The sequence below is a fragment of the Streptomyces sp. NBC_00466 genome, from assembly GCF_041433995.1.
Taxonomy (GTDB): Bacteria; Actinomycetota; Actinomycetes; order Streptomycetales; family Streptomycetaceae; genus Streptomyces.
On record NZ_CP107896.1, the window covers coordinates 5490977 to 5513532 of the forward strand.

General features: G+C 72.5%; 26 protein-coding genes. 19 read left to right on the forward strand and 7 right to left on the reverse strand.

Going from position 1 to position 22556, the window contains the following annotated elements; genetic code table 11:
• Positions 1-61 precede the first annotated feature (61 nt).
• The 8 genes from hisD to hisF are packed head-to-tail and all read left to right on the forward strand — an operon-like array spanning position 62 to position 5793.
• Positions 62-1384: a histidinol dehydrogenase gene (gene hisD, locus OG210_RS24670; protein WP_328325574.1), complete on the forward strand. Its 1323-nt coding sequence runs from the start codon at positions 62-64 to the stop codon at positions 1382-1384.
• On the forward strand, positions 1381-2487 hold the full coding sequence (locus tag OG210_RS24675; RefSeq protein ID WP_328325572.1) for a histidinol-phosphate transaminase: 1107 nt from the start codon (positions 1381-1383) through the stop codon (positions 2485-2487). The genes hisD and OG210_RS24675 overlap by 4 nt, the downstream gene beginning before the upstream one ends.
• 5 nt (positions 2488-2492) lie before the next feature.
• A complete protein-coding gene (gene hisB, locus OG210_RS24680) occupies positions 2493-3086 on the forward strand; it encodes an imidazoleglycerol-phosphate dehydratase HisB (protein ID WP_164265436.1) in 594 nt (197 codons plus the stop codon).
• Positions 3087-3088: 2 nt separating this feature from the next.
• Positions 3089-3256, forward strand: a complete 168-nt coding sequence (locus OG210_RS24685) for a hypothetical protein (RefSeq protein WP_203599910.1) — start codon at positions 3089-3091, stop codon at positions 3254-3256.
• Complete coding sequence (gene hisH / locus OG210_RS24690) at positions 3253-3894, forward strand: imidazole glycerol phosphate synthase subunit HisH (protein ID WP_371538707.1); 642 nt, start codon at positions 3253-3255, stop codon at positions 3892-3894. The genes OG210_RS24685 and hisH overlap by 4 nt, the downstream gene beginning before the upstream one ends.
• Positions 3894-4631: a bifunctional 1-(5-phosphoribosyl)-5-((5-phosphoribosylamino)methylideneamino)imidazole-4-carboxamide isomerase/phosphoribosylanthranilate isomerase PriA gene (gene priA / locus OG210_RS24695; RefSeq protein WP_328325570.1), complete on the forward strand. Its 738-nt coding sequence runs from the start codon at positions 3894-3896 to the stop codon at positions 4629-4631. The genes hisH and priA overlap by 1 nt, the downstream gene beginning before the upstream one ends.
• Complete coding sequence (locus OG210_RS24700) at positions 4628-5041, forward strand: RidA family protein (protein WP_328325569.1); 414 nt, start codon at positions 4628-4630, stop codon at positions 5039-5041. The genes priA and OG210_RS24700 overlap by 4 nt, the downstream gene beginning before the upstream one ends.
• Complete coding sequence (hisF, locus tag OG210_RS24705; protein ID WP_328325568.1) at positions 5038-5793, forward strand: imidazole glycerol phosphate synthase subunit HisF; 756 nt, start codon at positions 5038-5040, stop codon at positions 5791-5793. Before OG210_RS24700 ends, hisF begins: the two co-directional genes overlap by 4 nt.
• Positions 5794-5838: 45 nt before the next feature.
• On the opposite strand, the gene OG210_RS24710 is transcribed toward hisF, so the two are convergent.
• The gene (locus OG210_RS24710) at positions 5839-6471 is read right to left on the reverse strand and encodes a TIGR03085 family metal-binding protein (RefSeq protein ID WP_328325567.1); all 633 of its coding nucleotides are present in this window, start codon (positions 6469-6471) and stop codon (positions 5839-5841) included.
• Positions 6472-6563: 92 nt separating this feature from the next.
• Here OG210_RS24710 and hisI point away from each other — a divergent pair, with 92 nt between their 5' ends.
• The 11 genes from hisI (at position 6564) to lgt (ending at position 15425) form a co-directional block, all read left to right on the forward strand.
• Positions 6564-6932 carry a phosphoribosyl-AMP cyclohydrolase gene (gene hisI, locus OG210_RS24715; RefSeq protein WP_328325566.1) on the forward strand — a complete coding sequence of 123 codons (369 nt, stop codon included), beginning with the start codon at positions 6564-6566 and terminating at the stop codon, positions 6930-6932.
• Positions 6933-6974: 42 nt separating this feature from the next.
• On the forward strand, positions 6975-8477 hold the full coding sequence (locus tag OG210_RS24720; protein ID WP_328325565.1) for an anthranilate synthase component I: 1503 nt from the start codon (positions 6975-6977) through the stop codon (positions 8475-8477).
• A complete protein-coding gene (locus OG210_RS24725; RefSeq protein ID WP_328325564.1) occupies positions 8477-9127 on the forward strand; it encodes a TIGR02234 family membrane protein in 651 nt (216 codons plus the stop codon). The genes OG210_RS24720 and OG210_RS24725 overlap by 1 nt, the downstream gene beginning before the upstream one ends.
• Positions 9128-9278: 151 nt before the next feature.
• A complete protein-coding gene (locus OG210_RS24730; RefSeq protein WP_328325563.1) occupies positions 9279-9527 on the forward strand; it encodes an HGxxPAAW family protein in 249 nt (82 codons plus the stop codon).
• 104 nt (positions 9528-9631) lie between these two features.
• Complete coding sequence (locus OG210_RS24735) at positions 9632-10147, forward strand: DUF2752 domain-containing protein (RefSeq protein WP_371538713.1); 516 nt, start codon at positions 9632-9634, stop codon at positions 10145-10147.
• Between the two features lie 114 nt (positions 10148-10261).
• The gene (gene trpC, locus OG210_RS24740; protein WP_328325562.1) at positions 10262-11071 is read left to right on the forward strand and encodes an indole-3-glycerol phosphate synthase TrpC; all 810 of its coding nucleotides are present in this window, start codon (positions 10262-10264) and stop codon (positions 11069-11071) included.
• A gap of 6 nt (positions 11072-11077) precedes the next feature.
• Positions 11078-11215: a tryptophan biosynthesis modulator TrpM gene (gene trpM / locus OG210_RS24745; protein WP_371538716.1), complete on the forward strand. Its 138-nt coding sequence runs from the start codon at positions 11078-11080 to the stop codon at positions 11213-11215.
• Positions 11216-11279: 64 nt separating this feature from the next.
• On the forward strand, positions 11280-12527 hold the full coding sequence (gene trpB, locus OG210_RS24750; protein ID WP_371538719.1) for a tryptophan synthase subunit beta: 1248 nt from the start codon (positions 11280-11282) through the stop codon (positions 12525-12527).
• Positions 12524-13363, forward strand: coding sequence for a tryptophan synthase subunit alpha (trpA, locus tag OG210_RS24755; protein WP_328325560.1), 840 nt, complete (start codon positions 12524-12526; stop codon positions 13361-13363). The genes trpB and trpA overlap by 4 nt, the downstream gene beginning before the upstream one ends.
• 72 nt (positions 13364-13435) lie before the next feature.
• Positions 13436-14260 carry a thioredoxin domain-containing protein gene (locus OG210_RS24760; protein ID WP_328325559.1) on the forward strand — a complete coding sequence of 275 codons (825 nt, stop codon included), beginning with the start codon at positions 13436-13438 and terminating at the stop codon, positions 14258-14260.
• A gap of 85 nt (positions 14261-14345) precedes the next feature.
• Positions 14346-15425 carry a prolipoprotein diacylglyceryl transferase gene (gene lgt / locus OG210_RS24765; RefSeq protein ID WP_371538723.1) on the forward strand — a complete coding sequence of 360 codons (1080 nt, stop codon included), beginning with the start codon at positions 14346-14348 and terminating at the stop codon, positions 15423-15425.
• 24 nt (positions 15426-15449) lie between these two features.
• Here the strand turns inward: lgt and OG210_RS24770 are convergent, their stop codons facing one another.
• Genes OG210_RS24770 through OG210_RS24795 form a run of 6 tightly spaced genes read right to left on the reverse strand, consistent with a single transcriptional unit; the run spans position 15450 to position 22512 of the window.
• Positions 15450-16325, reverse strand: a complete 876-nt coding sequence (locus tag OG210_RS24770; RefSeq protein WP_328325557.1) for a CoA ester lyase — start codon at positions 16323-16325, stop codon at positions 15450-15452.
• Complete coding sequence (locus OG210_RS24775) at positions 16322-17569, reverse strand: CaiB/BaiF CoA transferase family protein (RefSeq protein WP_371540474.1); 1248 nt, start codon at positions 17567-17569, stop codon at positions 16322-16324. Before OG210_RS24775 ends, OG210_RS24770 begins: the two co-directional genes overlap by 4 nt.
• Positions 17570-17610: 41 nt before the next feature.
• A complete protein-coding gene (locus tag OG210_RS24780) occupies positions 17611-19041 on the reverse strand; it encodes an ADP-ribosylglycohydrolase family protein (protein WP_371538726.1) in 1431 nt (476 codons plus the stop codon).
• On the reverse strand, positions 19038-20195 hold the full coding sequence (locus tag OG210_RS24785) for an ADP-ribosylglycohydrolase family protein (protein WP_328325554.1): 1158 nt from the start codon (positions 20193-20195) through the stop codon (positions 19038-19040). Before OG210_RS24785 ends, OG210_RS24780 begins: the two co-directional genes overlap by 4 nt.
• The gene (locus tag OG210_RS24790) at positions 20192-21385 is read right to left on the reverse strand and encodes an ADP-ribosylglycohydrolase family protein (protein ID WP_328325553.1); all 1194 of its coding nucleotides are present in this window, start codon (positions 21383-21385) and stop codon (positions 20192-20194) included. Before OG210_RS24790 ends, OG210_RS24785 begins: the two co-directional genes overlap by 4 nt.
• Entirely contained in the window at positions 21382-22512 is a 1131-nt protein-coding gene (locus OG210_RS24795) for an ADP-ribosylglycohydrolase family protein (protein WP_371538729.1), read from the reverse strand. Before OG210_RS24795 ends, OG210_RS24790 begins: the two co-directional genes overlap by 4 nt.
• Between the last annotated feature and the right edge of the window lie 44 nt (positions 22513-22556).

Below are 22556 nucleotides of genomic sequence, written 5' to 3' on the forward strand. Positions count from 1 at the left end.
TGTGTATCAGCCACTGATACGGGCGACCGGAGGCCATAACCGGTCTGAGAGAATTGGTGTCATGATCTCCCGAATCGATCTGCGCGGCGACGCCCTCCCCGAGGGCGGCGCCCTGCGCGACCTGCTGCCCCGTGCCGACTTCGACGTACAGGCCGCCCTGGAAAAGGTGCGGCCGATCTGCGAGGACGTGCACCATCGCGGTGACGCGGCGCTCATCGAGTACGCGGAGAAGTTCGACGGTGTGCGGCTGGAGCAGGTGCGGGTGCCCGCAGCCGCCCTCGCCGACGCCCTGGCCGGGCTCGACCCGGCGGTCCGGGCGGCCCTTGAGGAGTCGATCAGGCGCGCCAGGATGGTCCACCGCGCCCAGCGACGCGCCGAGCACACCACCCAGGTTGTCCCCGGCGGCAAAGTGACCGAGAAGTGGGTACCGGTCGAGCGTGTCGGGCTGTACGCGCCGGGCGGACGCTCCGTCTACCCCTCGTCCGTGGTCATGAACGTGGTCCCCGCGCAGGAGGCCGGAGTCGAGTCGATCGCCCTCGCGTCCCCGGCGCAGAAGGAGTTCGACGGCCTGCCGCACCCGACGATCCTGGCCGCCTGCGCGCTGCTCGGCATCGACGAGGTGTACGCGGCGGGCGGCGCCACCGCCGTCGCGATGTTCGCCCACGGCACCGAGTCCTGCCCGCCGGCCAACATGGTCACAGGCCCCGGCAACATCTGGGTCGCCGCGGCCAAGCGGTACTTCACCGGCCGGATCGGCATCGACGCCGAGGCGGGCCCGACCGAGATCGCCGTACTCGCCGACGACACCGCCGACCCCGCGCACGTCGCGGCCGACCTGATCAGCCAGGCCGAGCACGACCCGATGGCCGCCGCCGTCCTCGTCACCGACTCGGCCGAGCTGGCCGACGCGGTGGAGAAGGAGCTGGCGCCGCAGGTCGCCGCCACCAAGCACATCACCGAGCGGATCGTCCCCGCGCTTGAGGGCAAGCAGTCCGCGATCGTCCTCGTCGACTCGGTCGAGGACGGTCTGAAGGTCGTGGACGCGTACGGCGCCGAGCACCTGGAGATCCAGACCGCCGACGCGGCCGCGGTCGCCGCCCGGGTCCGCAACGCCGGAGCCGTCTTCGTCGGCCCCTGGGCCCCGGTCTCCCTCGGCGACTACTGCGCCGGGTCCAACCACGTCCTGCCCACCGGCGGCTGCGCCTGCCACTCCTCGGGCCTCTCGGTCCAGTCGTTCCTGCGCGGCATCCACATCGTCGACTACACCCGGGACGCGCTCGCCGAGGTCACCCACCACGTGGTGACGCTCGCCGAGGCCGAGGACCTGCCCGCGCACGGCGCGGCCCTCAAGGCGAGGTTCGGATGGCAGGTGCCCACCGCATGACAGGCATCGACGACCTGCCCGTACGGGACGAACTGCGCGGCAAGTCCCCCTACGGCGCGCCCCAACTGGACGTCCCCGTACGGCTGAACACCAACGAGAACCCGTACCCGCTGCCCGAGGCGCTGGTCGACCGGATCGCCGAGCGCGTCCGGGAGGCGGCCCGCACCCTCAACCGCTACCCCGACCGGGACGCCGTCGAGCTCCGCACCGAGCTGGCCCGCTACCTCACCAGGACCGCCGGGCACCCGGTCGGCAAGGCCAACGTCTGGGCGGCGAACGGCTCGAACGAGGTCATCCAGCAGCTGCTCCAGACCTTCGGCGGCCCCGGCCGCACGGCCATCGGCTTCGAGCCCTCGTACTCGATGCACGCCCTCATCGCCCGTGGCACCGGCACCGGCTGGATCTCCGGGCCCCGCAACGAGGACTTCACCATCGACATCGCGGCGGCCGAGCGCTCCATCGCCGAGAACCGGCCGGACGTCGTCTTCATCACCTCGCCCAACAACCCCACCGGCACCGCGGTCGACACCGAGACGGTCCTCGCGCTCTACGAGGCGGCGCAGGCTGCGGGCCCCTCGATGGTCGTGGTGGACGAGGCGTACGGCGAGTTCAGCCACGCGCCCTCGCTGCTCCCGCTGATCGAGGGCCGGCCCCGTCTGGTCCTCTCCCGGACCATGTCCAAGGCGTTCGGCGCCGCCGGGCTGCGGCTCGGCTACCTCGCGGCCGACCCGGCCGTGGTCGACGCCGTCCAGCTCGTACGGCTGCCGTACCACCTGTCGTCCGTCACCCAGGCCACCGCGCTCGCCGCCCTGGAGCACACCGATACCCTGTTGCGGTACGTCGAGCAGCTGAAGGCCGAGCGCGACAGGCTCGTCGGCGAGCTGCGCTCCATCGGATACGACGTGACGCAGTCCGATGCCAACTTCATCCAGTTCGGCCGCTTCCAGGACGCACCGGCTGCCTGGCGGGCGATGCTCGATCACGGTGTCCTGATCAGGGACAACGGGGTCCCCGGATGGCTGCGGGTCTCCGTGGGCACTCCGGCCGAGAACGACGCGTTCCTCGAAGCGGCACGCACACTGCACAAGGAGATCACCGCATGACTCGCGTGGGCCGCATCGGACGGGTGGAACGCACCACCAAGGAGACCTCGGTCGTGGTCGAGATCGATCTCGACGGCACCGGCAAGGTCGACGTGTCGACGGGGGTCGGCTTCTACGACCACATGCTCGACCAGCTGGGCCGCCACGGCCTCTTCGACCTCACGGTCAAGACGGACGGCGACCTGCACATCGACTCGCACCACACCATCGAGGACACCGCCCTGGCGATCGGCGCCGCCTTCAAGCAGGCGCTCGGCGACAAGGTGGGCATCTACCGGTTCGGCAACTGCACGGTGCCGCTGGACGAGTCGCTCGCGCAGGTCACCGTCGACCTGTCGGGCCGCCCCTACCTGGTGCACACCGAGCCGGAGAACATGGCGCCGATGATCGGCGAGTACGACACGACGATGACCCGGCACATCCTGGAGTCGTTCGTCGCGCAGGCCCAGATCGCGCTGCACGTCCACGTGCCGTACGGGCGCAACGCCCACCACATCGTGGAGTGCCAGTTCAAGGCCCTGGCCCGCGCGCTGCGTTACGCGTCCGAGCACGACCCGCGGGCAGCGGGCATTCTTCCTTCGACCAAGGGCGCCCTGTAAGCATGACTGGCCTCAACACCATCCTCATCGTCGTCGGCCTCTTCCTGGCCGGCGGCGTCTACTCCTTCGCCAAGCAGAAGATGCCCGCGAGCCTCATCGTGCTGCTCTCCATCGGAGCCGTGATGTGCCTGGCGGCGGGCGTGATGCGCATTCAGGGAATCTGGACATGACCGCTCGCAGGAAGGTCGTGGTCTTCGACTACGGCTTCGGCAACGTCCGCTCCGCCGAGCGCGCGCTCGCGCACGCCGGCGCGGACGTCGAGATCACCCGTGACTACGACCGCGCCATGAACGCCGACGGTCTGCTTGTCCCCGGCGTCGGCGCCTTCTCCGCCTGTATGAAGGGGCTCAAGGAGGCCCGCGGCGACTGGATCGTCGGCCGCAGGCTGGCCGGCGGCCGTCCGGTCATGGGCATCTGCGTCGGGATGCAGATCCTCTTCGAGCGCGGCATCGAGCACGGCGTGGAGACCGAGGGCCTCGACGAGTGGCCCGGCACGGTCGGCCCGCTCAAGGCCGACGTCGTACCGCACATGGGGTGGAACACCGTGGAAGCCCCGGCGGACACCGCGCTCTTCGCCGGGCTCGACGCGGGGGCGCGCTTCTACTTCGTGCACTCCTACGCGGCACACGACTGGTCCCTCGAAGTCACCAACGCCAGGATCCGCGCCCCGCGCGTCACCTGGGCCACGCACGGTGAACGCTTCGTCGCGGCCGTCGAGAACGGCCCCCTGTCGGCCACCCAGTTCCACCCCGAGAAGTCCGGCGACGCCGGCGCCCAGCTGCTGACCAACTGGATCGGAACCCTCTGATGTCCGCCTTGCAGAAGAAGCTCGAACTCCTCCCCGCCGTCGATGTCCGGGACGGCCAGGCGGTCCGCCTCGTCCACGGCGAGTCCGGCTCCGAGACCTCCTACGGCTCACCGCTGGAAGCCGCGCTCGCCTGGCAGCGGTCGGGCGCCGAGTGGCTGCACCTGGTCGACCTCGACGCCGCCTTCGGCACCGGCGACAACCGCAAGCTGATCTCCGAGGTCACATCGGCGATGGACATCAAGGTGGAACTCTCCGGCGGTATCCGCGACGACGCCTCCCTGGCCGCCGCGCTCGCCACCGGCTGCACCCGGGTCAATCTCGGCACCGCGGCGCTGGAGACCCCCGAGTGGGTCGCGAAGATCATCGCCGAGCACGGCGACAAGATCGCGGTCGGCCTCGACGTACGCGGTACGACCCTGCGGGGCCGCGGCTGGACCCGGGACGGCGGCGACCTCTACGAGACGCTCGCCCGCCTCGACTCCGAGGGCTGCGCCCGCTACGTGGTCACCGACATCGCCAAGGACGGCACGCTCCAGGGCCCCAACCTGGAGCTCCTGAAGAACGTCTGCGCGGCCACCGACAAGCCCGTCGTCGCCTCCGGCGGCGTCTCCTCGCTCGACGACCTGCGGGCCATCTCCTCGCTCGTACCCTCGGGCGTCGAGGGCGCGATCGTCGGCAAGGCGCTGTACGCCAAGGCGTTCACCCTGGAAGAGGCACTCGGAGCGGTGGCGGCATGAGCGGAAGCGCCACGGACGACGGCGTACGCCGTATCGCGTCCGGCGGCCCGTGGGAGGAGTCCATCGGCTACTCCCGCGCGGTGGAGCTGCCCAACGGCCTCGTCCTGGTATCCGGCTGCACCGCGGTGGCCGGGGGACGGATCGCCGAGGGCGGCCCGTACGAACAGGCCATCACCTCCTTCGGCGTCGCCATCGACGCGCTCAAGGAGCTCGGCCTGGGTGCCGAGCACGTGGTCCGCACCCGGATGTACGTCACGCACGCCCGTGACACGGACCAGGTCGGCCGCGCCCACAAGGAACTGTTCGACGCGGTGCGGCCCGCCGCATCCATGATCATCGTCTCCGGCTTCATCGACCCCAGCCTGGTGGTCGAGGTCGAGGTGGAGGCGTACCGGGGGAAGCACTCATGACACTCGCCGTACGGGTCATCCCCTGCCTGGACGTGGACAACGGCCGCGTCGTCAAGGGCGTCAACTTCCAGAACCTCCGGGACGCGGGCGACCCCGTCGAGATGGCCAGGCTCTACGACGCCGAGGGCGCCGACGAGCTGACCTTCCTCGACATCACCGCCTCGTCCGGCAACCGCGAGACGACCTACGACGTGGTGCGCCGCACCGCCGAGCAGGTCTTCATCCCGCTCACCGTCGGCGGCGGCGTCCGCACCACCGAGGACGTCGACAAGCTGCTGCGCGCGGGCGCGGACAAGGTCGGCGTCAACACCGCGGCCATCGCCCGCCCCGAGCTCATCAGCGAGATCGCCGAGCGCTTCGGGCGCCAGGTACTCGTCCTCTCGGTCGACGCGCGCCGCACCGCCGCAGGCACCTTCGAGGTCACCACGCACGGCGGCCGCCGGGGCACCGGTATCGACGCCGTCGAGTGGGCGCACCGGGCGGCCGAACTGGGGGCGGGCGAGATCCTGCTCAACTCCATGGACGCCGACGGCACCAAGGACGGCTACGACACCGAGATGATCGCGGCGGTACGCACACACGTCACCGTCCCGGTCATCGCGAGCGGTGGCGCGGGCGCCCTGCAACACTTCCCCCCGGCCGTCGGCGCGGGCGCCGACGCGGTGCTCGCCGCATCGGTCTTCCACTTCGGCGACCTGCGGATCTCCCAGGTCAAGGACGAGCTGCGGCAGGCCGGGCACCCGGTCAGGTAACGCCGCTGCCGTCGGCCGGCCGCCTCCTCAGGGGCGGCCGGCCGCTCACAGCCCGAGCCTGGCCTCGATGGCCTTGGCCGACGCCTCGGCGTCCCCGTCGACCTCCACCTTCGCCGCGTCCTGCCGGCCGGACGCGAACATCATCAGCTCGCCCGGCTCCCCGGTGACCGTCACCACCGGCGTACCGCGGTGCGCGACCGCGGTCTGTCCGTCGGGCCGCCGCAGCACGAGCCCCACCGGCGCCTTGCGCCCCATCAGCCGGGCCCCCTTCTCCAGCCGCCGCCACAGGGCCTCGGAGAAGACCGGGTCCACCTCACGGGGCGACCAGTCGGGCTGCGCCCGCCGGACGTCCTCGGCGTGCACGAAGAACTCGACGGCGTTGGCGCCCTCGTCCACCTGCTTGAGCGAGTACGGCGAGAACTTGGGCGGCCCCGTACGGATCAGCTGGATCAGCTCCTCGTACGGCTTCGCGGTGAATTCGCCCTGCACCCGGTCGAGACGTCCCTTGAGCGCGCCGATCATGATCCCGCCCGCCGCGTCGAGCCGCCGCTCGCGTACCACCACATGGGCGGCGAGATCGCGGGTCTTCCAGCCCTCGCAGAGCGTCGGTGCGCCGGGACCCGCGGCCTCCAACAGGTCGGCGAGGAGAAGTCGTTCGCGTTTGGCATGGGTCGACATGCCCGCCAGCGTACGACCGCGCGCACTGTTCCGCCCAGTGGACCGGGGCGGGCCGGGTCCGCGGGGCCGCGCGGGCGCGGCACAATGGCCCCATGCACAGCACGCCCAGCACGCCGCAGTCCACCGGTCTCGACCCCGCGATCGCCGCACGCCTCAAGCGAGGCGCGGACGGTCTGGTGCCGGCTGTCGCCCAGCAGTACGACACCGGTGAGGTACTGATGCTCGGCTGGATGGACGACGAGGCCCTGCACCGCACCCTCACCACCGGCCGCTGCACGTACTGGTCGCGCAGCCGCCAGGAGTACTGGGTCAAGGGCGATACGTCCGGGCACGTGCAGCACGTCAAGTCGGTCGCACTCGACTGCGACGCCGACACGCTCCTGGTCAAGGTGGACCAGGTCGGCGCCGCCTGCCACACGGGCGAGCGAACCTGCTTCGACGCGGACGTCCTGCTGGGCTGAGACGGCGGCCGGGGCCCCCGCCGCGGCCCCTAGACTTCCGCCATGGACCTGGAGACCTTCCGCAAGCTCGCCGCCGACCGCCGCGTCATCCCCGTGAGCCGCACCCTTCTCGCCGACGGAGACACCCCGGTGGGCCTCTACCGGAAGCTCGCGGCGGAGCGCCCGGGCACCTTCCTCCTGGAGTCCGCCGAGAACGGGCGCACCTGGTCCCGCTACTCCTTCATCGGCGTACGGTCCGCCGCCACCCTCACCGAGCGCGACGGCGCCACCCACTGGGAGGGCACCCCGCCGGTCGGCGTCCCGGTCGACGGCGACCCGCTGCAGGCGCTGCGCGCCACCGTCGAGGCGCTGCACACCCCGCGCGACCTGGCGGGCGGGCTGCCGCCCTTCACCGGCGGCATGGTCGGCTACCTCGGATACGACATCGTGCGCCGGCTCGAGAAGGTCGGACCCGGCGAGCGCGACGACCTGAAACTCCCCGAGCTGACCATGCTGCTCACCTCGGACCTCGCCGTGCTCGACCACTGGGCGGGCACCGTCATGCTGATCGCCAACGCGATCAACCACAACGACCTCGACACCGGGGTGGACGAGGCGTACGCGGACGCCGTGGCCCGGCTCGACGCCATGGAGGCCGACCTCGTGCGCCCCGCTGGGACCGCGCCCGCCGTACTGCCCGCGTCCGAGCTGCCCGAGTACACCGCGCTCTGGGGAGGCAAGGACTACCAGGACGTGGTCGAGGACATCAAGGAGCGCATCAGGGCGGGTGAGGCCTTCCAGGTCGTGCCGTCCCAGCGCTTCGAAACGGCCTGCACGGCGAGCGCGCTGGACGTCTACCGGGTGCTGCGCGCCACCAACCCGTCGCCGTACATGTACCTCTTCCGTTTCGACGGCTTCGATGTCGTCGGCTCCAGCCCCGAGGCGCTGGTCAAGGTCGAGGACGGGCGCGCCATGGTGCACCCCATCGCCGGGACCCGGCACCGCGGCGCGACCCCGCGCGAGGACCAGGCGCTCGCCGACGAACTGCTCGCCGACCCGAAGGAGCGCGCCGAGCACCTGATGCTGGTCGACCTCGGCCGCAACGACCTCGGGCGGGTCTGCGAGCCGGGCTCCGTCGAGGTCGTCGACTTCATGTCGGTCGAGAAGTACTCCCACGTCATGCACATCGTCTCCACCGTGACCGGCCGGGTCGCCGAGGGGCGCACCGCCTTCGACGTCCTCACCTCGTGCTTCCCGGCCGGCACCCTCTCCGGTGCTCCCAAGCCCCGCGCGCTGCAGATCATCGACGAGCTGGAGCCCACCCGGCGCGGGCTCTACGGCGGCTGCGTCGGCTACCTCGACTTCGCCGGCGACTCCGACACCGCCATCGCCATCCGTACGGCGCTGCTGCGCGACGGCACCGCCTACGTCCAGGCCGGGGCCGGGGTGGTCGCCGATTCCGACCCGGTCTCCGAGGACAACGAGTGCCGCAACAAGGCGGCGGCCGTGCTGCGCGCCGTCGGTTCGGCCAACCGCCTCACCGGTCCTTCGGGGCGTAGGGGATAGTGGGGGACGTGAGTGCCGTACCCCCGCCCCGATCCGAATCAGGACCGGCCGCAGCCTCTCCGGGCAGCCGCCGCAGTCTTGCCACCGCTCTGCTGCTCGGCGCAGTCGGCGCTGCCGTCGTCCTGCTGGCCTCCGGGCAGACCTGGGCCCGGGGCAACGCCCCGGTCGGCGGCGGAGTCCTGCCGCTGACGGCCGACGGGGGTGATGTCACCGGAGTGCCCACAGCCCTCGCCATCGTCGGTCTGGCCGCTCTCGTCGCGGTCTTCGCGGTACGCAGCGCGGGCCGCGTCTTCGTCTCCGCGCTGCTCGCCCTCTGCGGGGCGGGCGCGGCCGTGGCGGCGGTCGCCGGAGCGGGCGACAGCGCCGCACTGAACGAGAAGGCGGCCACCAGCGCCGGCAACACCGCCACCACCATCGAGGCGCTCTCCCACACGGCCTGGCCCTACGTGTCGGCGTTCGGCAGCCTGCTGATCCTCTTCGCGGGCCTGCTCGCCCTCCGCTACGGCAAGCAGTGGCCCGCCATGTCGAGCCGGTACGAGCGCGACGGCACCCCGCGACCGCGCCGGCCGCGCAGGGCACCGGACCCCGAGCGGCCCGAGGAGATCTGGAAGGCGCTCGACCGCGGCGAGGACCCCACACGCGAAGCGTGACGGACAGCTCACCCCCCAGCTCGTCGCCCGGTGCGGGGGTGCGCGACAATGGGCGTGAGCTTCCGGCGCCCGGCCGGGCCACGGCTGGGACGGGCGACCGCGGAACACGGCTCGCATCAGGGCCTGGACACACAGCAACGAGGAGCAACTCATGGCGGGCACCAGCCACGGACACACCCCGGCCGCCTGGACCGGCGTCATCATCGCCTTCATCGGCTTCTGCGTCTCGGGCGCCTTCATGGTGATGGCCAGCCCGATCGGGGTCATCGCCGGACTCGTCGTCGTGGTCATCGGCGGCGTCGTCGGACTCGCCATGAAGGCCGCGGGCCTCGGTATGCCGAAGGAGTCCGAGGCCAGCATCCAGGCCAGGGCCCGGGCCGCCCAGGCGCAGGCACACTGACGGCCTACTCCGCGAGCATTTTCCGGCAGGGCGCAGTCCGGTTCTCCGGGCTGCGCCTTCCCGTATGAGCTGCGCCTTCCCGTACGAACAGGGAGAATCGCCGAGTGGACCCCAACGCAGCCCCTGCCGCTCTCCGCGCCGCGGCCCAGCCGCCGGCCTGGCTCCCGGTGCCCGGACACCCCGGGCCCCCGGCCCCCGGACACTCGGCGCCCCCGGCCCCCGAGCCGCTCGTACGCCGGCTTCTCGTACCGCTCGGCACGCTGGCCGCGGTCGTCGCCGCCTTCACCTATGTCGGCGCCGTCGACCCCAACCACCCCGGTCACTACCCGGTCTGCCCGCTGTACGCGGTCACCGGCATCTACTGTCCGGGCTGCGGCGGTCTGCGGAGCGCCCACGCCGTCGCCCACGGCGACTTCGCGGCGGCCATCGGTGACAACGCGCTCGCGGTCGTCGGGTACGGCGTCTTCGCCGTGGTGATGGTGGTGTGGCTGATTCGCGCTGTTCAGGGACGGTCCGCGCGGTTCACGATCCCGCCGGCCCTCTGGTGGGGGATCGGCACCGTCGCCCTGGTCTTCAGCGTGCTGCGCAACCTCCCCGTCGGGTCCTTCCTGGCCCCGTGAGCGTCCACGGAGCGGAACTCGCACCGGCCGGATGCGGGGCCCGGGGGCTACTACGGATAACATCACCATGGCTGATCCTGATCCATCCACACGTCCCGGAAGGGGGCCGCTCGCGTGAGTGTGCTCGACGAGATCATCGAAGGCGTACGCGCCGACCTCGCGGAGCGGCAGGCGAGCGTCAGCCTCGACGAGCTCAAGGACCGCGCCGCGAAGGCACCCCAGGCCAAGGACGGCGTCGCGGCGCTCCGCGGTGACAGCGTCAAGGTCATCTGCGAGGTCAAGCGCTCCAGCCCCTCGAAGGGCGCGCTGGCGGCCATCGCCGACCCCGCGGCGCTCGCCGCCGACTACGAGGCGGGCGGCGCTTCCGTCATCTCCGTACTGACCGAGCAGCGCCGCTTCGGAGGTTCGCTGGCCGACCTGGAGGCCGTCCGGGCCAAGGTCGACATCCCGATCCTGCGCAAGGACTTCATCGTCACCGCGTACCAGCTCTGGGAGGCACGGGCGTACGGAGCCGACCTGGTGCTCCTGATCGTGGCGGCCCTGGAGCAGGAGGCGCTCGTCTCGCTGATCGAGCGCGCCGAGTCCATCGGGCTCACCCCGCTGGTCGAGGTCCACGACGAGGACGAGGCCGAGCGGGCGGTCGCCGCCGGAGCCCGGATCATCGGGGTCAACGCGCGCAACCTCAAGGACCTCAAGGTCGACCGCGGCACGTTCGAGCGCGTCGCACCCGAGATTCCCTCGACCATCGTCAGGGTCGCCGAGTCCGGTGTCCGCGGGCCGCACGACCTGATCGCCTACGCCAACGAGGGCGCCGACGCCGTGCTGGTCGGCGAGTCCCTGGTCACCGGCCGCGACCCGAAGGGTGCCGTCGCCGACCTGGTCGCCGCGGGCGCCCACCCCGCCCTGCGGCACGGGCGGGACTGACCCCCCATGGCCATAGTCCGTCTCGCGCGCGGGTGCCGGCCCCGCGGCTGCCGTGCGCCCGCACGGCGCGTGCACGGGCGGCGGGTGCGGTACCACATCGGGTCCGAACCCGGCCAGATCAACGGCATGCGATGGCGTCGCTGAGCAGCTGCTCAGCCATACCCTGCCCTCCTGCGTACCCCTACTTACGTACCTGCGGAGATCACGCATGCCTTCAGAGTTCTTCATCCCGGATCCGGACGGCCGGATCCCCAGCGCCGAGGGCTACTTCGGCGCCTTCGGCGGCAAGTTCATCCCCGAGGCGCTCGTCGCCGCGGTGGACGAGGTCGCCGTCGAGTACGACAAGGCCAAGGCCGACCCGGCCTTCGCGGCCGAACTGAACGACCTCATGGTCAACTACACCGGCAGGCCGAGCTCCCTCACCGAGGTGCCGCGGTTCGCCGAACACGCCGGTGGCGTACGGATGTTCCTCAAGCGCGAGGACCTCAACCACACCGGATCACACAAGATCAACAACGTGCTCGGCCAGGCCCTGCTCACCAAGCGCATGGGTAAGACCCGGGTCATCGCGGAGACGGGGGCCGGCCAGCACGGCGTCGCCACGGCGACCGCCTGCGCCCTCTTCGGTCTCGAATGCACCGTCTACATGGGCGAGATCGACACCGAGCGCCAGGCGCTCAACGTCGCCAGGATGCGGATGCTCGGCGCCGAGGTCGTCGCCGTGAAGTCCGGCAGCCGCACCCTCAAGGACGCCATCAACGAGGCGTTCCGCGACTGGGTCGCCAACGTGGACCGCACGCACTACCTCTTCGGCACGGTCGCCGGGCCGCACCCCTTCCCGGCGATGGTGCGCGACTTCCACCGGGTGATCGGCGTCGAGGCGCGACGGCAGATCCTGGAGCGCGCGGGCCGGCTCCCCGACGCCGTCGCCGCGTGCGTCGGCGGCGGCTCCAACGCCATCGGGCTCTTCCACGCGTTCATCCCGGACACCTCGGTGCGGCTGGTCGGCTTCGAGCCCGCCGGACACGGCATCGCGACCGGCGAGCACGCGGCGACGCTCTCCGCCGGTGAGCCGGGGATCCTGCACGGCTCCCGCTCGTACGTACTCCAGGACGAGGAGGGCCAGATCACCGAGCCCTACTCGATCTCCGCCGGGCTCGACTACCCCGGCATCGGCCCGGAGCACGCCTATCTGAAGGACGCCGGCCGCGGTGAGTACCGCGCGGTGACCGACGACGAGGCGATGCAGGCGCTGCGGCTGCTGTCGCGCACCGAGGGAATCATTCCGGCCATCGAGTCGGCGCACGCGCTGGCCGGTGCGCTGGACCTCGGCAAGGAGCTGGGCAAGGACGGGCTGATCGTGGTCAACCTGTCCGGCCGCGGGGACAAGGACATGGACACGGCTGCCCGTTACTTCGGGCTGTACAGCGCGGACGCGGAGGTGGCAGCCAAGTGAGCGGGACCAGCAAGAACAGCGGGCACGGCGGAAACGCAGAGCTCCTCAGTACGGCCCTGGCCGGGGCGAAGGCGGAGGACCGGGCGGCGCTCATCGCGTACCTCCCGGCCGGCTTCCCCACGGTCGACGGCGGGATCGCGGCGGTGAAGGCCGTCATCGAAGGCGGCGCCGACATCGTCGAGGTGGGGCTGCCGCACAGCGACCCGGTCCTCGACGGCCCGGTCATCCAGACCGCCGACGACATCGCGCTCAAGGGCGGGGTGAAGATCGCCGACGTGCTGCGCACGGTGCGCGAGGGGTTCGCGGCCACGGGCGCGCCCATCCTCGTCATGACGTACTGGAACCCCATCGACCGGTACGGCGTCGAGCGGTTCACCGCCGAACTGGCCGAGGCGGGCGGCGCCGGCTGCATCCTGCCCGACCTGCCGGTCCAGGAGTCCGCGCTGTGGCGCGAGCACGCGGAGAAGCACGGTCTCGCGACCGTCTTCGTCGTCGCGCCGAGCAGCAGGGACGAACGGCTGGCGACGATCACCGCGGCCGGGTCCGGCTTTGTCTACGCGGCCTCGCTGATGGGGGTCACCGGCACCAGGAACTCCGTGGGCGAGCAGGCCCAGGAGCTCGTACGGCGCACCCGCGCCACCACCGAGCTGCCGGTGTGCGTGGGGCTCGGGGTCTCCAACGCCGAACAGGCCGCCGAGGTCGCGGGATTCGCCGACGGAGTGATCGTCGGATCCGCGTTCGTCAAGCGCATGCTCGACGCGGAGAACGCGGCCGCAGGTCTGGACAGCATCCGCGAACTGGCGGGCGACCTGGCCAAGGGCGTACGCCGAAGCTGACGCCGTCGCTCGTACGGGTGGAACTGGGACCGGGGAGGCACGCTCGTGCCTCCCCGGTTCGTTGCTGCGGGTGTGAGCGAGAAGAACCGAGACGCGAAGAGGGCCGCCCGAGAGCGGCTCATCGAAGAGCGCGAGAAGCAGAAGGCCCGTGACCGGCGCAAGCGGGGAATCATCGTCGGCGGCTCCGTGGTGGGGGTGCTGGCGCTGGCCGCGGTGATCGGAGTGGTCGCGGCCAACTCCGGCTCGGACAGCGGAAGTGACAGCGCGAGCAGCCCCCTCACCGTGCCGAGCGGTGCGACCGGAAAGGACAGCCTGGCGGTCCCGGTGGGCGCGAGCGACGCACCGTCCACGCTCACCGTCTGGGAGGACTTCCGCTGCCCGGCCTGCGGCCAGTTCGAGAACGGCTTCCGCAGCACGATCCACGAGCTGGAGAATTCCGGGCAGCTGAAGGTCGAGTACCACCTCGCCACGCTCATCGACAGCAACATGGGCGGCACGGGCTCGCTGCGCGCGGCCAACGCGGCCGCCTGCGCGCAGGACGAGCGGAAGTACCCCGCCTACCACGACGTGCTCTACGAGAACCAGCCCGAGGAGACCCAGGACCCCTATGCGAACAACAGCAAGCTGATCGAGCTGGCGGGGAAGGTCAAGGGGCTGAAGACGGCCGCCTTCACCTCCTGTGTGAACAACGGGAAGCACGACAGCTGGGTGAAGCGGTCGAACGCGGCCTTCCAGAAGGGCGGCTTCAGCGGCACCCCGACGGTCGAGCTCAACGGCTCTTCGGTCTTCCCCAAGAAGGGCAACGAGCAGATCTCGCCCGCCAATCTGAAGAAGTGGGTGACCGAGGCCAACCAGGGCAAGAAGGCGGGCACGGTCTCACCGGCGCCCGCGGCCTGAGCCCGCCGGGACAGGGCCTTGTTACGCATACGTTGCCGGGTGGGTGGTCCGACGGCCCGCCCGGCCATGTAGCGTCTGCGGTGCCATGAACCTTGCCTTCATTCCCAGTCCGTCGACCGGCGTGGTCCATCTCGGGCCGATTCCGCTGCGCGGCTACGCGTTCTGCATCATCATCGGTGTCTTCGTCGCCGTCTGGTACGGCAACAAGCGCTGGGTCGCCAGAGGCGGCAGCGCGGGCACGGTGGCCGACATCGCGGTCTGGGCCGTGCCCTTCGGCCTGGTCGGCGGACGGCTCTACCACGTCATCACCGACTACGAGCTGTACTTCAGCAGTGGCCGGGACTGGGTCGACGCCTTCAAGATCTGGCAAGGCGGCCTCGGTATCTGGGGCGCGGTCGCGCTCGGCGCCGTCGGTGCCTGGATCGGCTGCCGCCGCCGCGGTATCCCGCTGCCCGCGTGGGCCGACACACTGGCCCCGGGCCTCGCCTTCGCCCAGGCCATCGGCCGCTGGGGCAACTGGTTCAACCAGGAGCTGTACGGCAAGCCGACCGATCTGCCCTGGGCGCTGAAGATCAGTGCGGGCCCCGACAGGGTCGCCGGGACGTACCACCCGACCTTCCTCTACGAATCGCTCTGGTGCGTCGGCGTCGGCCTCCTCGTCATCTGGGCCGGCCGTCGCTTCCAGCTCGGCCACGGGCGGGCGTTCGCGCTGTATGTCGCTTCGTACTGTGTGGGCCGCGCCTGGATCGAGCACATGCGGGTCGACTACGCGCACCGCATCCTGGGGCTGCGGCTCAACGACTGGACCGCGCTGGTCATGTTCCTGCTCGCCGTGACGTACCTCGTCGTCTCGGCGAAACTGCGGCCGGGCCGCGAGGAGATCGTCGAGCCCGCCGCCGTGGAGGCGGACCGGGAAGCCCGGGCCGAGGACGAGACCGAGGCCACTGGGACCACCGAGGACACGGACGCCAAGGATGCCAAGGCCAAGGCCAAGGCTGAGGACGCTGACGGTCACGCCGGCACCGAGGCCGATGGTGCCGATCCCGACGTCCCGGCCGGTGAAGGCAAGAGCGGCGGCCCGGCTGCGGCCGATGTGCCGGACGAGGCGCCCGCGACCGCCGAGCCGGTCGGCGTCAAGGCGGAGGCGCAGGCCGAGAAGGGCTGACCGGCCCGCTCCGTGCCCCGGGTCTCAGGCGCGCCGGCGCTCCGCGAGATCCAGCGTGCGCCTGGCCCCCGCCACCACCGCCGCGTCCACGAAGCGGCCGTCGGGGAGCGCCAGCGCCCCCTCGTCGGCCGACCCGGCCAGCACGATGTCCCGCGCCGCCCGGACCTCCGCGGCTGTGGGCAGATACGCCTGCTCGATCACCGGCAGCTGCCTCGGATGGATCGCCGCGCGCCCCAGGAATCCCAGCGCCCGGCCCCGTGCGCAGGACGCCGCGAGCCCGTCCAGATCGCGTACGTCCGCGTACACCGACTGAGCGGGCGGGGCCAGTCCCGCCGCCCGGGCCGCGACCACCGCGCGGCTCCGGGGCCAGGCGAGGCCCGCCTCGTCGTACACCCCCAGATCCGCCCTGAGATCCGCCTCGCCGAGAGCCAGCCCGCACACCGTGGGGGTGGCCGTGGCAATCTCGTAGGCACGTTCCACGCCGAGCGCCGACTCCAGTATCGGATAGAGCGGGACACCCGTCCGGCCAGCGGCGGCCGCCCAGCCGGCCACTCTGCGCACCTCCGCTGACCCGTTGGCCTTCGGCAGCCGCAGCCCGGCGAGACCCGGCAGTCCGGCGACGGCCCGTACGTCCGCCTCGGCGAGCGGGCCGTCCAGCGCGTTGATGCGGACATGGACCGGCGAAGGTCCGGGGGCCGGGTCCGCGAGGAGTTCGGCGGTGGCGTCGCGTGCGTACGCCTTGCGGTCGGGCGCGACCGCGTCCTCCAGGTCGACCAGCACCACATCGGCGCCTGCCGCCAGCGCCCGCGCCACCACAGCGGGCCGGTCGCCGGGTACGTACAACCAGGTCAGTACGGTCTGTACCGGCCTGCGCGCGGGCAGTTCCTCCGACACGCTCACCGGACCGCACCCGACTCCCGCAGGGCCGCGATGTCAGCGGGCTCCAGGCCGATCCCGGTCAGTACGGCGTCGGTGTCGGCGCCGTGCGGCCGCCCCGCCCACTTGATGGCGCCCGGCGTGCCGGACAGCCGGAAGAGGACGTTCTGCATCCTGATGGTGCCCAGCTCCTCGTCGGGGACCTCCGCGATCGTGCCCAGCGCCTTGTACTGCGGGTCGGCCATGACATCGCCGATCTCGTAGACCGGCGCGATGGCCGCCTGCGCTTCCTCGAACGCCTTCACCACATCGGCCCGGTCGTGCCGGGCTATCCAGTCGCCGACCGCCCCGTCCAGCTCGTCGGCGTGCCGGGCGCGCTGCGCCCCGGACGCGAACCACGGCTCGTCGATGAAATCGGGCCGCCCCACCAGCCGCATCACCCGCTCCGCGATCGACTGGGCCGACGTCGAGACAGCCACCCAACTCCCGTCGCGGGTGCGGTAGGTGTTGCGCGGCGCGTTGTTGTTCGACCGGTTGCCGGTGCGCGGCTGTACGTAGCCGAGCTGGTCGTACCAGATGGGCTGCGGGCCCAGCACCGCCAGCATCGGTTCGATGATTGCCATGTCCACGACCTGGCCGCGCCCGGTGCGGTCGCGCCCGGCGATGGCCGCCATCACGGCGTACGCGGTGGAGAGCGCGGCGATCGAGTCGGCGAGGCCGAAGGGCGGGAGCGTCGGCGGCCCTTCCGGCTCGCCGGTCATGGCGGCGAAACCGCTCATGGCCTCGGCGAGCGTGCCGAACCCGGGGCGCCGGGAGTACGGCCCGAACTGGCCGAACCCGGTCACCCGCGCCAGCACGAGGCGGGGGTTGGCGGCGGACAGCTCCGGCCAGCCGAGGCCCCACTTCTCCAGGGTGCCGGGCCGGAAGTTCTCGATGACCACGTCCGCTTCGGCGGCCAGCCGCAGCAGCACGTCACGGCCGCCGGGCGACGAGAGGTCGAGCGTGATGTTCCGCTTGTTCCTGCCCAGCAGCTTCCACCACAGCCCCACGCCGTCCTTGCTGGGACCGTGCCCGCGTGAGGGGTCGGGCCTGCGGGGGTGCTCCACCTTGATGACCTCGGCTCCGAAGTCGCCGAGCAGGGTCGCGGCCAGCGGCCCGGCGAAGAGCGTCGCCAGGTCGAGGACGCGCAGCCCTCCGAGGGAGGACGGCTGAGGGCCTGCTGTGTCTGTCGCGTCCGTGGTGTCTTCCGCGTCCGTCGTGTGTGTCATGTCGTCGTCGTGCATGAGTCGTTGCTCCTCCGCTGCCCTGCTCATACCGCCCTGTCCCTCCGCCGCACATGGCGCAGCGTGCGCTCGGCGAGCGTGTCGAAGCCGATGCCGTCCAGGCCGCCGACCGTGGTGGCCAGCCGGTTCCGCAGTGGCGCGGTCCAGCGGGCCGGCACCGCGCGCGGGCTGCCCGCGAGCAGTCCGGCGACGCTGCCCGCCGTCGCCCCGTTGGAATCGGTGTCCCAGCCTCCGGACACCGCACGGCAGATGGAGCCGGTGAAGTCGCCGTCCGCATGGGTGAGCGCGGCCGCGAGGAGCGCCGCGTTCGGCAGTACGTGCACCCAGTGGTGGTCGCCGTACGCCGTGTGCAGCTCGTCCACGACCGACTCGAACGCGGCTGCGGTGCCCAGCGGTTCGGCGGCGGCCCGGCCGATACCGAAGCGCACGGCGGCCGCGTAGCGGGAACCGGGCGGGACGACCGAGAGGCCGGCCCGCAGACACGCGTGGATGTCCTCGCCGCCGCCGGCGGCCGCCGCGATGACCGCGGCGGCGAACATCTCGCCGTACACCCCGTTCGCCGTATGGGTGAGCACCGCGTCCCGCCAGGCCGCGCCGGCGGCCGCGCCCGGATCGCCCGGGTGGGTCCAGCCGAAGACATCGGCCCTGATCTGCGCACCGATCCACTCGCGGAACGGATTGCGGTACGTGGCGGTGTCCGGAGGTTCGGCCCCGGCGAGCAGATTGCGGTACGCGACCCGCTCGGCGGTGAAGGTGCGGCCGGCCGGCAGTTCGTCGAGCCACAGCTGTGCCACGTCCGCGGTGCTGAACTCCGGCCCGTACCGGTCGAGCAGCAGCAGCCCGAGCAGCGGGTAGTTGAGGTCGTCGTCCTCGGGGGCCCCGTCGATGTTCTCGGCGAGCGAGGTGGGGCGCGAGCGGCGGTTCCACGGATGGGCGGCGGCCACCTCCGGGTCGAGACCCACCTCGGTGAACCAGCTGTCCAGCGGCCAGTTGCCGGTGGAGCGGGCGATGGCCCGGATGCCGTCCAGCGTCAGCTTCTCGACCGGCTTGCCGAGCACACACCCCGCGGCGCGGCCCAGCCAGGACGCCTCAAGCCGTGGGCGCAGCGCGTCCCGGTCCACCGGACCGTCCGCGGGGGCGGGCCACTCGGGGCACAGCGCCCTGATCGCGGGCAGTCCGGTCGGCTCGTCGGCCGCCAACGGCGAGGCGGTCGCGCCCAGTTCGTCCAGGAGTTCGCAGGCGAGCGCGCGCAGCTCCGGCGCGGCCGGTGCGGCGGACGCGCCCGCGCGGGCCGGTGCCAGATGGCCGCCCGCCGCCGTCCACCGCTGCTCGGCCGCCGCCGGATCGCGCCCGTCCTGCGCCGCCTGGCGCAGCTCGTGCCCCACCAGATCCTCGGGCTGCACCCAGGTCAGCCGCAGCGGACGGCCGGCCGCCGCCGGGGAGCCGGGGCCCGTCACCGGGCACCCGCGATGGCGCCGAACAGCGCCTCGTGCTCCCGGCGCCGCTCCAGATCACGGGCGAACACCTCGCGGGTGACGGCCGCGAGCGCGGCGGCCGGGGTGTGCAGATCGAGACGGCTCGCCGTGGCGACCTCGCCGGCCCAGTCGGCGGGGACCGCGCCCTCGCCGTACAGCGCGCCGGTGATCGCCCCGCTCATGGTCGCGATGGAGTCGCAGTCCCGGCCGTAGTTGACGGAGCCGAGTACGGTCTCACGGAAGTCGCCGCCCCCCGCGAGCAGCATCCCGAGCGCCACCGGCAGCTCCTCGATGGAGTGCAGCCGCGACGGGCGGCGGGCGCCCAGCGACGGCTTGCGGTACTCGGGGCCCACCGTGTCGAAGGGGGCCACCGCCTCGCGCAGCGGCTTCAGCGCCGACTCGAACCCGTCGTGCGCCGCGGCCACTTCGCACACCGCCTCGATCGCCGCGCGGGTGCCGTCCTTCGCCAGCCCGAGCACATCGCCGACCACCGATTCGGGGGTCGCGCCCGGCTTGCAGGCAGCGGCCACCGCCGCGGCGAAGACCGCCGCGGCCTCCCGGCCGTAACTGGACTGGTGGGCGCCCGAGATGTCGAGGGCCTCGGCGTACGCGTTCGCCGGGCTGCCCGCGTTGACCAGGCCGACCGGCGCCATGTACATCGCGGCGCCGCAGTTGACGATGTTGCCGACCCCGGCCTCGCGCGGGTCGACGTGCCCGTAGTGCAGCCGCGCGACGATCCACTTCTCGGCGAGGAAGATCCGCTGCAACGGCAGTGCCTCCGCCTCCAGTTCGGGGATCCAGCGCGGTGTGCCCATCAGGTCGGGCACCAGGTGGTCGGCGACCGCGTACGCGTCGAGGTGGTCGCGCACGGTCTCGTAGACGCGGATCAGCGCATGGGTCATCAGGGTGTCGTCGGTGACGTGCCCGTCGCCCTTGTGGTACGGGGCGATCGGCCGGGCCGTACGCCACTCCTCCTTGTAGAAGGGCTCCACGATGCCCCGCACGCGGCCGCCGTGCCGCTCGCTGATGGCCTCCGGGGTCCAGCCCTCGACCGGGCCGCCGAGCGCGTCCCCGACGGCCGCGCCGATCAGGGCTCCGGTGGTGCGGTCCTCCAGGGAGGGGATGGGCGCGGTCATGAGCGGTTTCCTTCCGGGAGGACATGCAGATGGGAGGAGAGCCGTGCGGCGACCTCGACGAGGTCGGTGCCGGCCAGCTGGGGCAGGGCGCAGCCGACGAGGGTGCGGCAGCTGTCCCGCCAGGTGTCGGGCAGGGATCCGGCGCCGCCGATGGCACCGGTGAGGGCTCCCGCCAGGGCGGGCGCCGAGTCGGCGACCCGGGACAGACAGGCGGCGGTCGGCACTGCCTCGGCGAGCGCGCCGCCGGCCGCGAGCGTCATGGCCAGCGCGACGGGCACCGTCTCGGCGGCGGCGATCCCGTAGCTGTACACGTGGTCGACGATCTCGTGCTCCAGTACGGGGACCAGCGCGAACGCACTGCCGGGGCGGCCCGTTCCGGCGGCCGTCGCGGTCCGGGCGAGCGTCACCGCGTGCAGGGCGTTGCGGCGGATCTCGCTGCCGTCGGGGAGCTGCGCGAGCGCCTCGTCCACACAGGCCGAGGCTGTCGCTCCGCCCAGTGCGGCGGCGACCGCCGCGGCCATCGCGCGGGCGCCGTGCACCCCGTCGCCGTCCTGGGTGTAGCGGGCGTCGAACTCCGCGAGGTCGGCGGCGGCTGCCGGGTCGCCGGGGTGCACCACGGCGAGTACCGCGGCCCGCACACAGGCGGCGTCGTCGAAGTGGTGCGGATTGTCATGGCCGGTGGCGGGGGGCCGTAGCCCCGCCGCCAGATTCCCGAGACCGGCCCGTACGGAGATCCGGGCGCGCAGCGGCATCAGCGCCGACTCGATCTCGTCGGCCTGCGCGGACGCGGCGGCCACCTCGTCGGCGAGCGCGTTCCAGGCCAGTGCCAGCGCGGAACGCACCCGTTGCTGCGGGGAGAGGTCGCTGTGCCCCGACGCGGCGGCCGACAGGATGGCCTGCGCGGTGAACGTGGCCCACTCGGCGTCGTCGGATGGTCCCAGCTGGAGCGGGGCCGGCGGCTGGTTCAGGGCGATGGGCACCGGCAGCGTGGTGGTGGCGTTCTGCTCGGCGAAGGTGTCCAGCTCGCGGGTGAGCCTGCGGGTCCAGTTGGGCAGCAGCGCCGCACGGTGCCGCCCGGCCGGCCAGCCCGCGGCATCGCCCGCGGCGATCCCCAGGAGCAGGCCCTCCACCCGGCGGTGCGGATCGCGGCCGGAGAGTTCGGCGGCGGGACGGGTCAGCTGTGTCGTCACGAGGCGGCCTGCCTGTTGTCGTTCGCTGCGTCGCTGCTGTCCGCTGCCTGCCGCGGCAGGAGACCGTCGGCGACGTCGAGGATGTGGCGTCCGGCCATGGCGGGCAGACAGCTGCCGCGCACCGGCCCGATGGCGTCGGCCCAGTGGGCGGGAATGCCGCTCTCGCCGCCGAGAGCCCCGGCGAGGGAGCCCGCGACGGCCGCCGTGGTGTCGGCGTCGCGGCCCATGTTCACGGCCGTCAGCACCGAGCCCCGGAAGTCGCCGCGTGCGGCGATGAACGCCCCGAAGGCGAGGCCCACCGCCTCGGGTGCCAGATCGGTCCACGGGTACCCGCCGATCACGACGGCCGAGCGCACCGCGCGTTCGACCGGGAGCGGCGAGCCGTCCGGGCCCGGTACCGCCCGGCGGGCCGCGCTGACCGCGCGGTGCAGTGAGCGGGCGGTCCAGGAGTCCTCGGGGATCACCGAGAGCGCGGCCTGCACCACCGCGTCGGGGCTGTCGCTCACCATGGCGGCGGCCACTCCGGCGGCGACGGCCTGTCCTCCGTAGATCCCCTCGCCGTCATGGCTGACCGTGCCGTCCACCGCGACCAGCCGGGCCGCCTCGGCGGGCCGGCCCGTCGCGTACACCCCGAACGGCGCGGCCCGCATGGCGAGTCCGTCGCTCCACGCGTGCCGGTGCTGGGCGGAGATTGGGGCGGCAAGACCGCGCCGCAGGTTCTCCAGAGTGCCGCGCTCACTGAACCCCGCGCCGCGGAACGGGCCTTCGTCGCGGTCGGCGATCCACAGGTGCCACGCCGCCTCGACATGGGCGACGGTCAGCGCCGAACCGTGCTCGGCGAGCAGCATCCCCGAGAAGATCGCGTACTCGGTGTCGTCCGTACCCGCGGGCTCGTCCAGGACGAAGCCCTCGATACGGCCCCAGCGCTCCCTGATCCGGGAGGGCTTCATGTTCTCGGCGGGGGCACCCAGGGCGTCACCCACGGCGAGGCCGAGGAGGGCGCCGCGGGCGCGGTCCCGGAGCGTACCGGGGAGACCGGGGAGACCGCGCCGCTCGCGCCGGAGCCGGGCCGGGGGTGGTCCGTTCGCCGTGTCTGCTTCGGGGGCCGGTCCTGGGCTGCCGCTCATGGGCTGATCGTGCTCATTTCTGGGGTTGTGCGGGCGCGGGCGCG

Bases quoted from the DNA above. Each gene is read 5' to 3' on its own strand.
- priA (WP_328325570.1), top strand. From the start codon at position 3,894: ATGTCCGCCTTGCAGAAGAAGCTCGAACTCCTCCCCGCCGTCGATGTC.
- hisD (WP_328325574.1), top strand. From the start codon at position 62: ATGATCTCCCGAATCGATCTGCGCGGCGACGCCCTCCCCGAGGGCGGC.
- OG210_RS24710 (WP_328325567.1), bottom strand. From the start codon at position 6,471: ATGTCGACCCATGCCAAACGCGAACGACTTCTCCTCGCCGACCTGTTG.
- trpB (WP_371538719.1), top strand. From the start codon at position 11,280: ATGCCTTCAGAGTTCTTCATCCCGGATCCGGACGGCCGGATCCCCAGC.
- OG210_RS24685 (WP_203599910.1), top strand. From the start codon at position 3,089: ATGACTGGCCTCAACACCATCCTCATCGTCGTCGGCCTCTTCCTGGCC.
- OG210_RS24675 (WP_328325572.1), top strand. From the start codon at position 1,381: ATGACAGGCATCGACGACCTGCCCGTACGGGACGAACTGCGCGGCAAG.
- OG210_RS24730 (WP_328325563.1), top strand. From the start codon at position 9,279: ATGGCGGGCACCAGCCACGGACACACCCCGGCCGCCTGGACCGGCGTC.
- OG210_RS24700 (WP_328325569.1), top strand. From the start codon at position 4,628: ATGAGCGGAAGCGCCACGGACGACGGCGTACGCCGTATCGCGTCCGGC.
- hisI (WP_328325566.1), top strand. From the start codon at position 6,564: ATGCACAGCACGCCCAGCACGCCGCAGTCCACCGGTCTCGACCCCGCG.
- OG210_RS24775 (WP_371540474.1), bottom strand. From the start codon at position 17,569: ATGACACACACGACGGACGCGGAAGACACCACGGACGCGACAGACACA.
- OG210_RS24795 (WP_371538729.1), bottom strand. From the start codon at position 22,512: ATGAGCGGCAGCCCAGGACCGGCCCCCGAAGCAGACACGGCGAACGGA.
- hisF (WP_328325568.1), top strand. From the start codon at position 5,038: ATGACACTCGCCGTACGGGTCATCCCCTGCCTGGACGTGGACAACGGC.
- lgt (WP_371538723.1), top strand. From the start codon at position 14,346: ATGAACCTTGCCTTCATTCCCAGTCCGTCGACCGGCGTGGTCCATCTC.
- trpM (WP_371538716.1), top strand. From the start codon at position 11,078: ATGGCCATAGTCCGTCTCGCGCGCGGGTGCCGGCCCCGCGGCTGCCGT.
- OG210_RS24785 (WP_328325554.1), bottom strand. From the start codon at position 20,195: ATGACCGCGCCCATCCCCTCCCTGGAGGACCGCACCACCGGAGCCCTG.
- OG210_RS24720 (WP_328325565.1), top strand. From the start codon at position 6,975: ATGGACCTGGAGACCTTCCGCAAGCTCGCCGCCGACCGCCGCGTCATC.
- hisH (WP_371538707.1), top strand. From the start codon at position 3,253: ATGACCGCTCGCAGGAAGGTCGTGGTCTTCGACTACGGCTTCGGCAAC.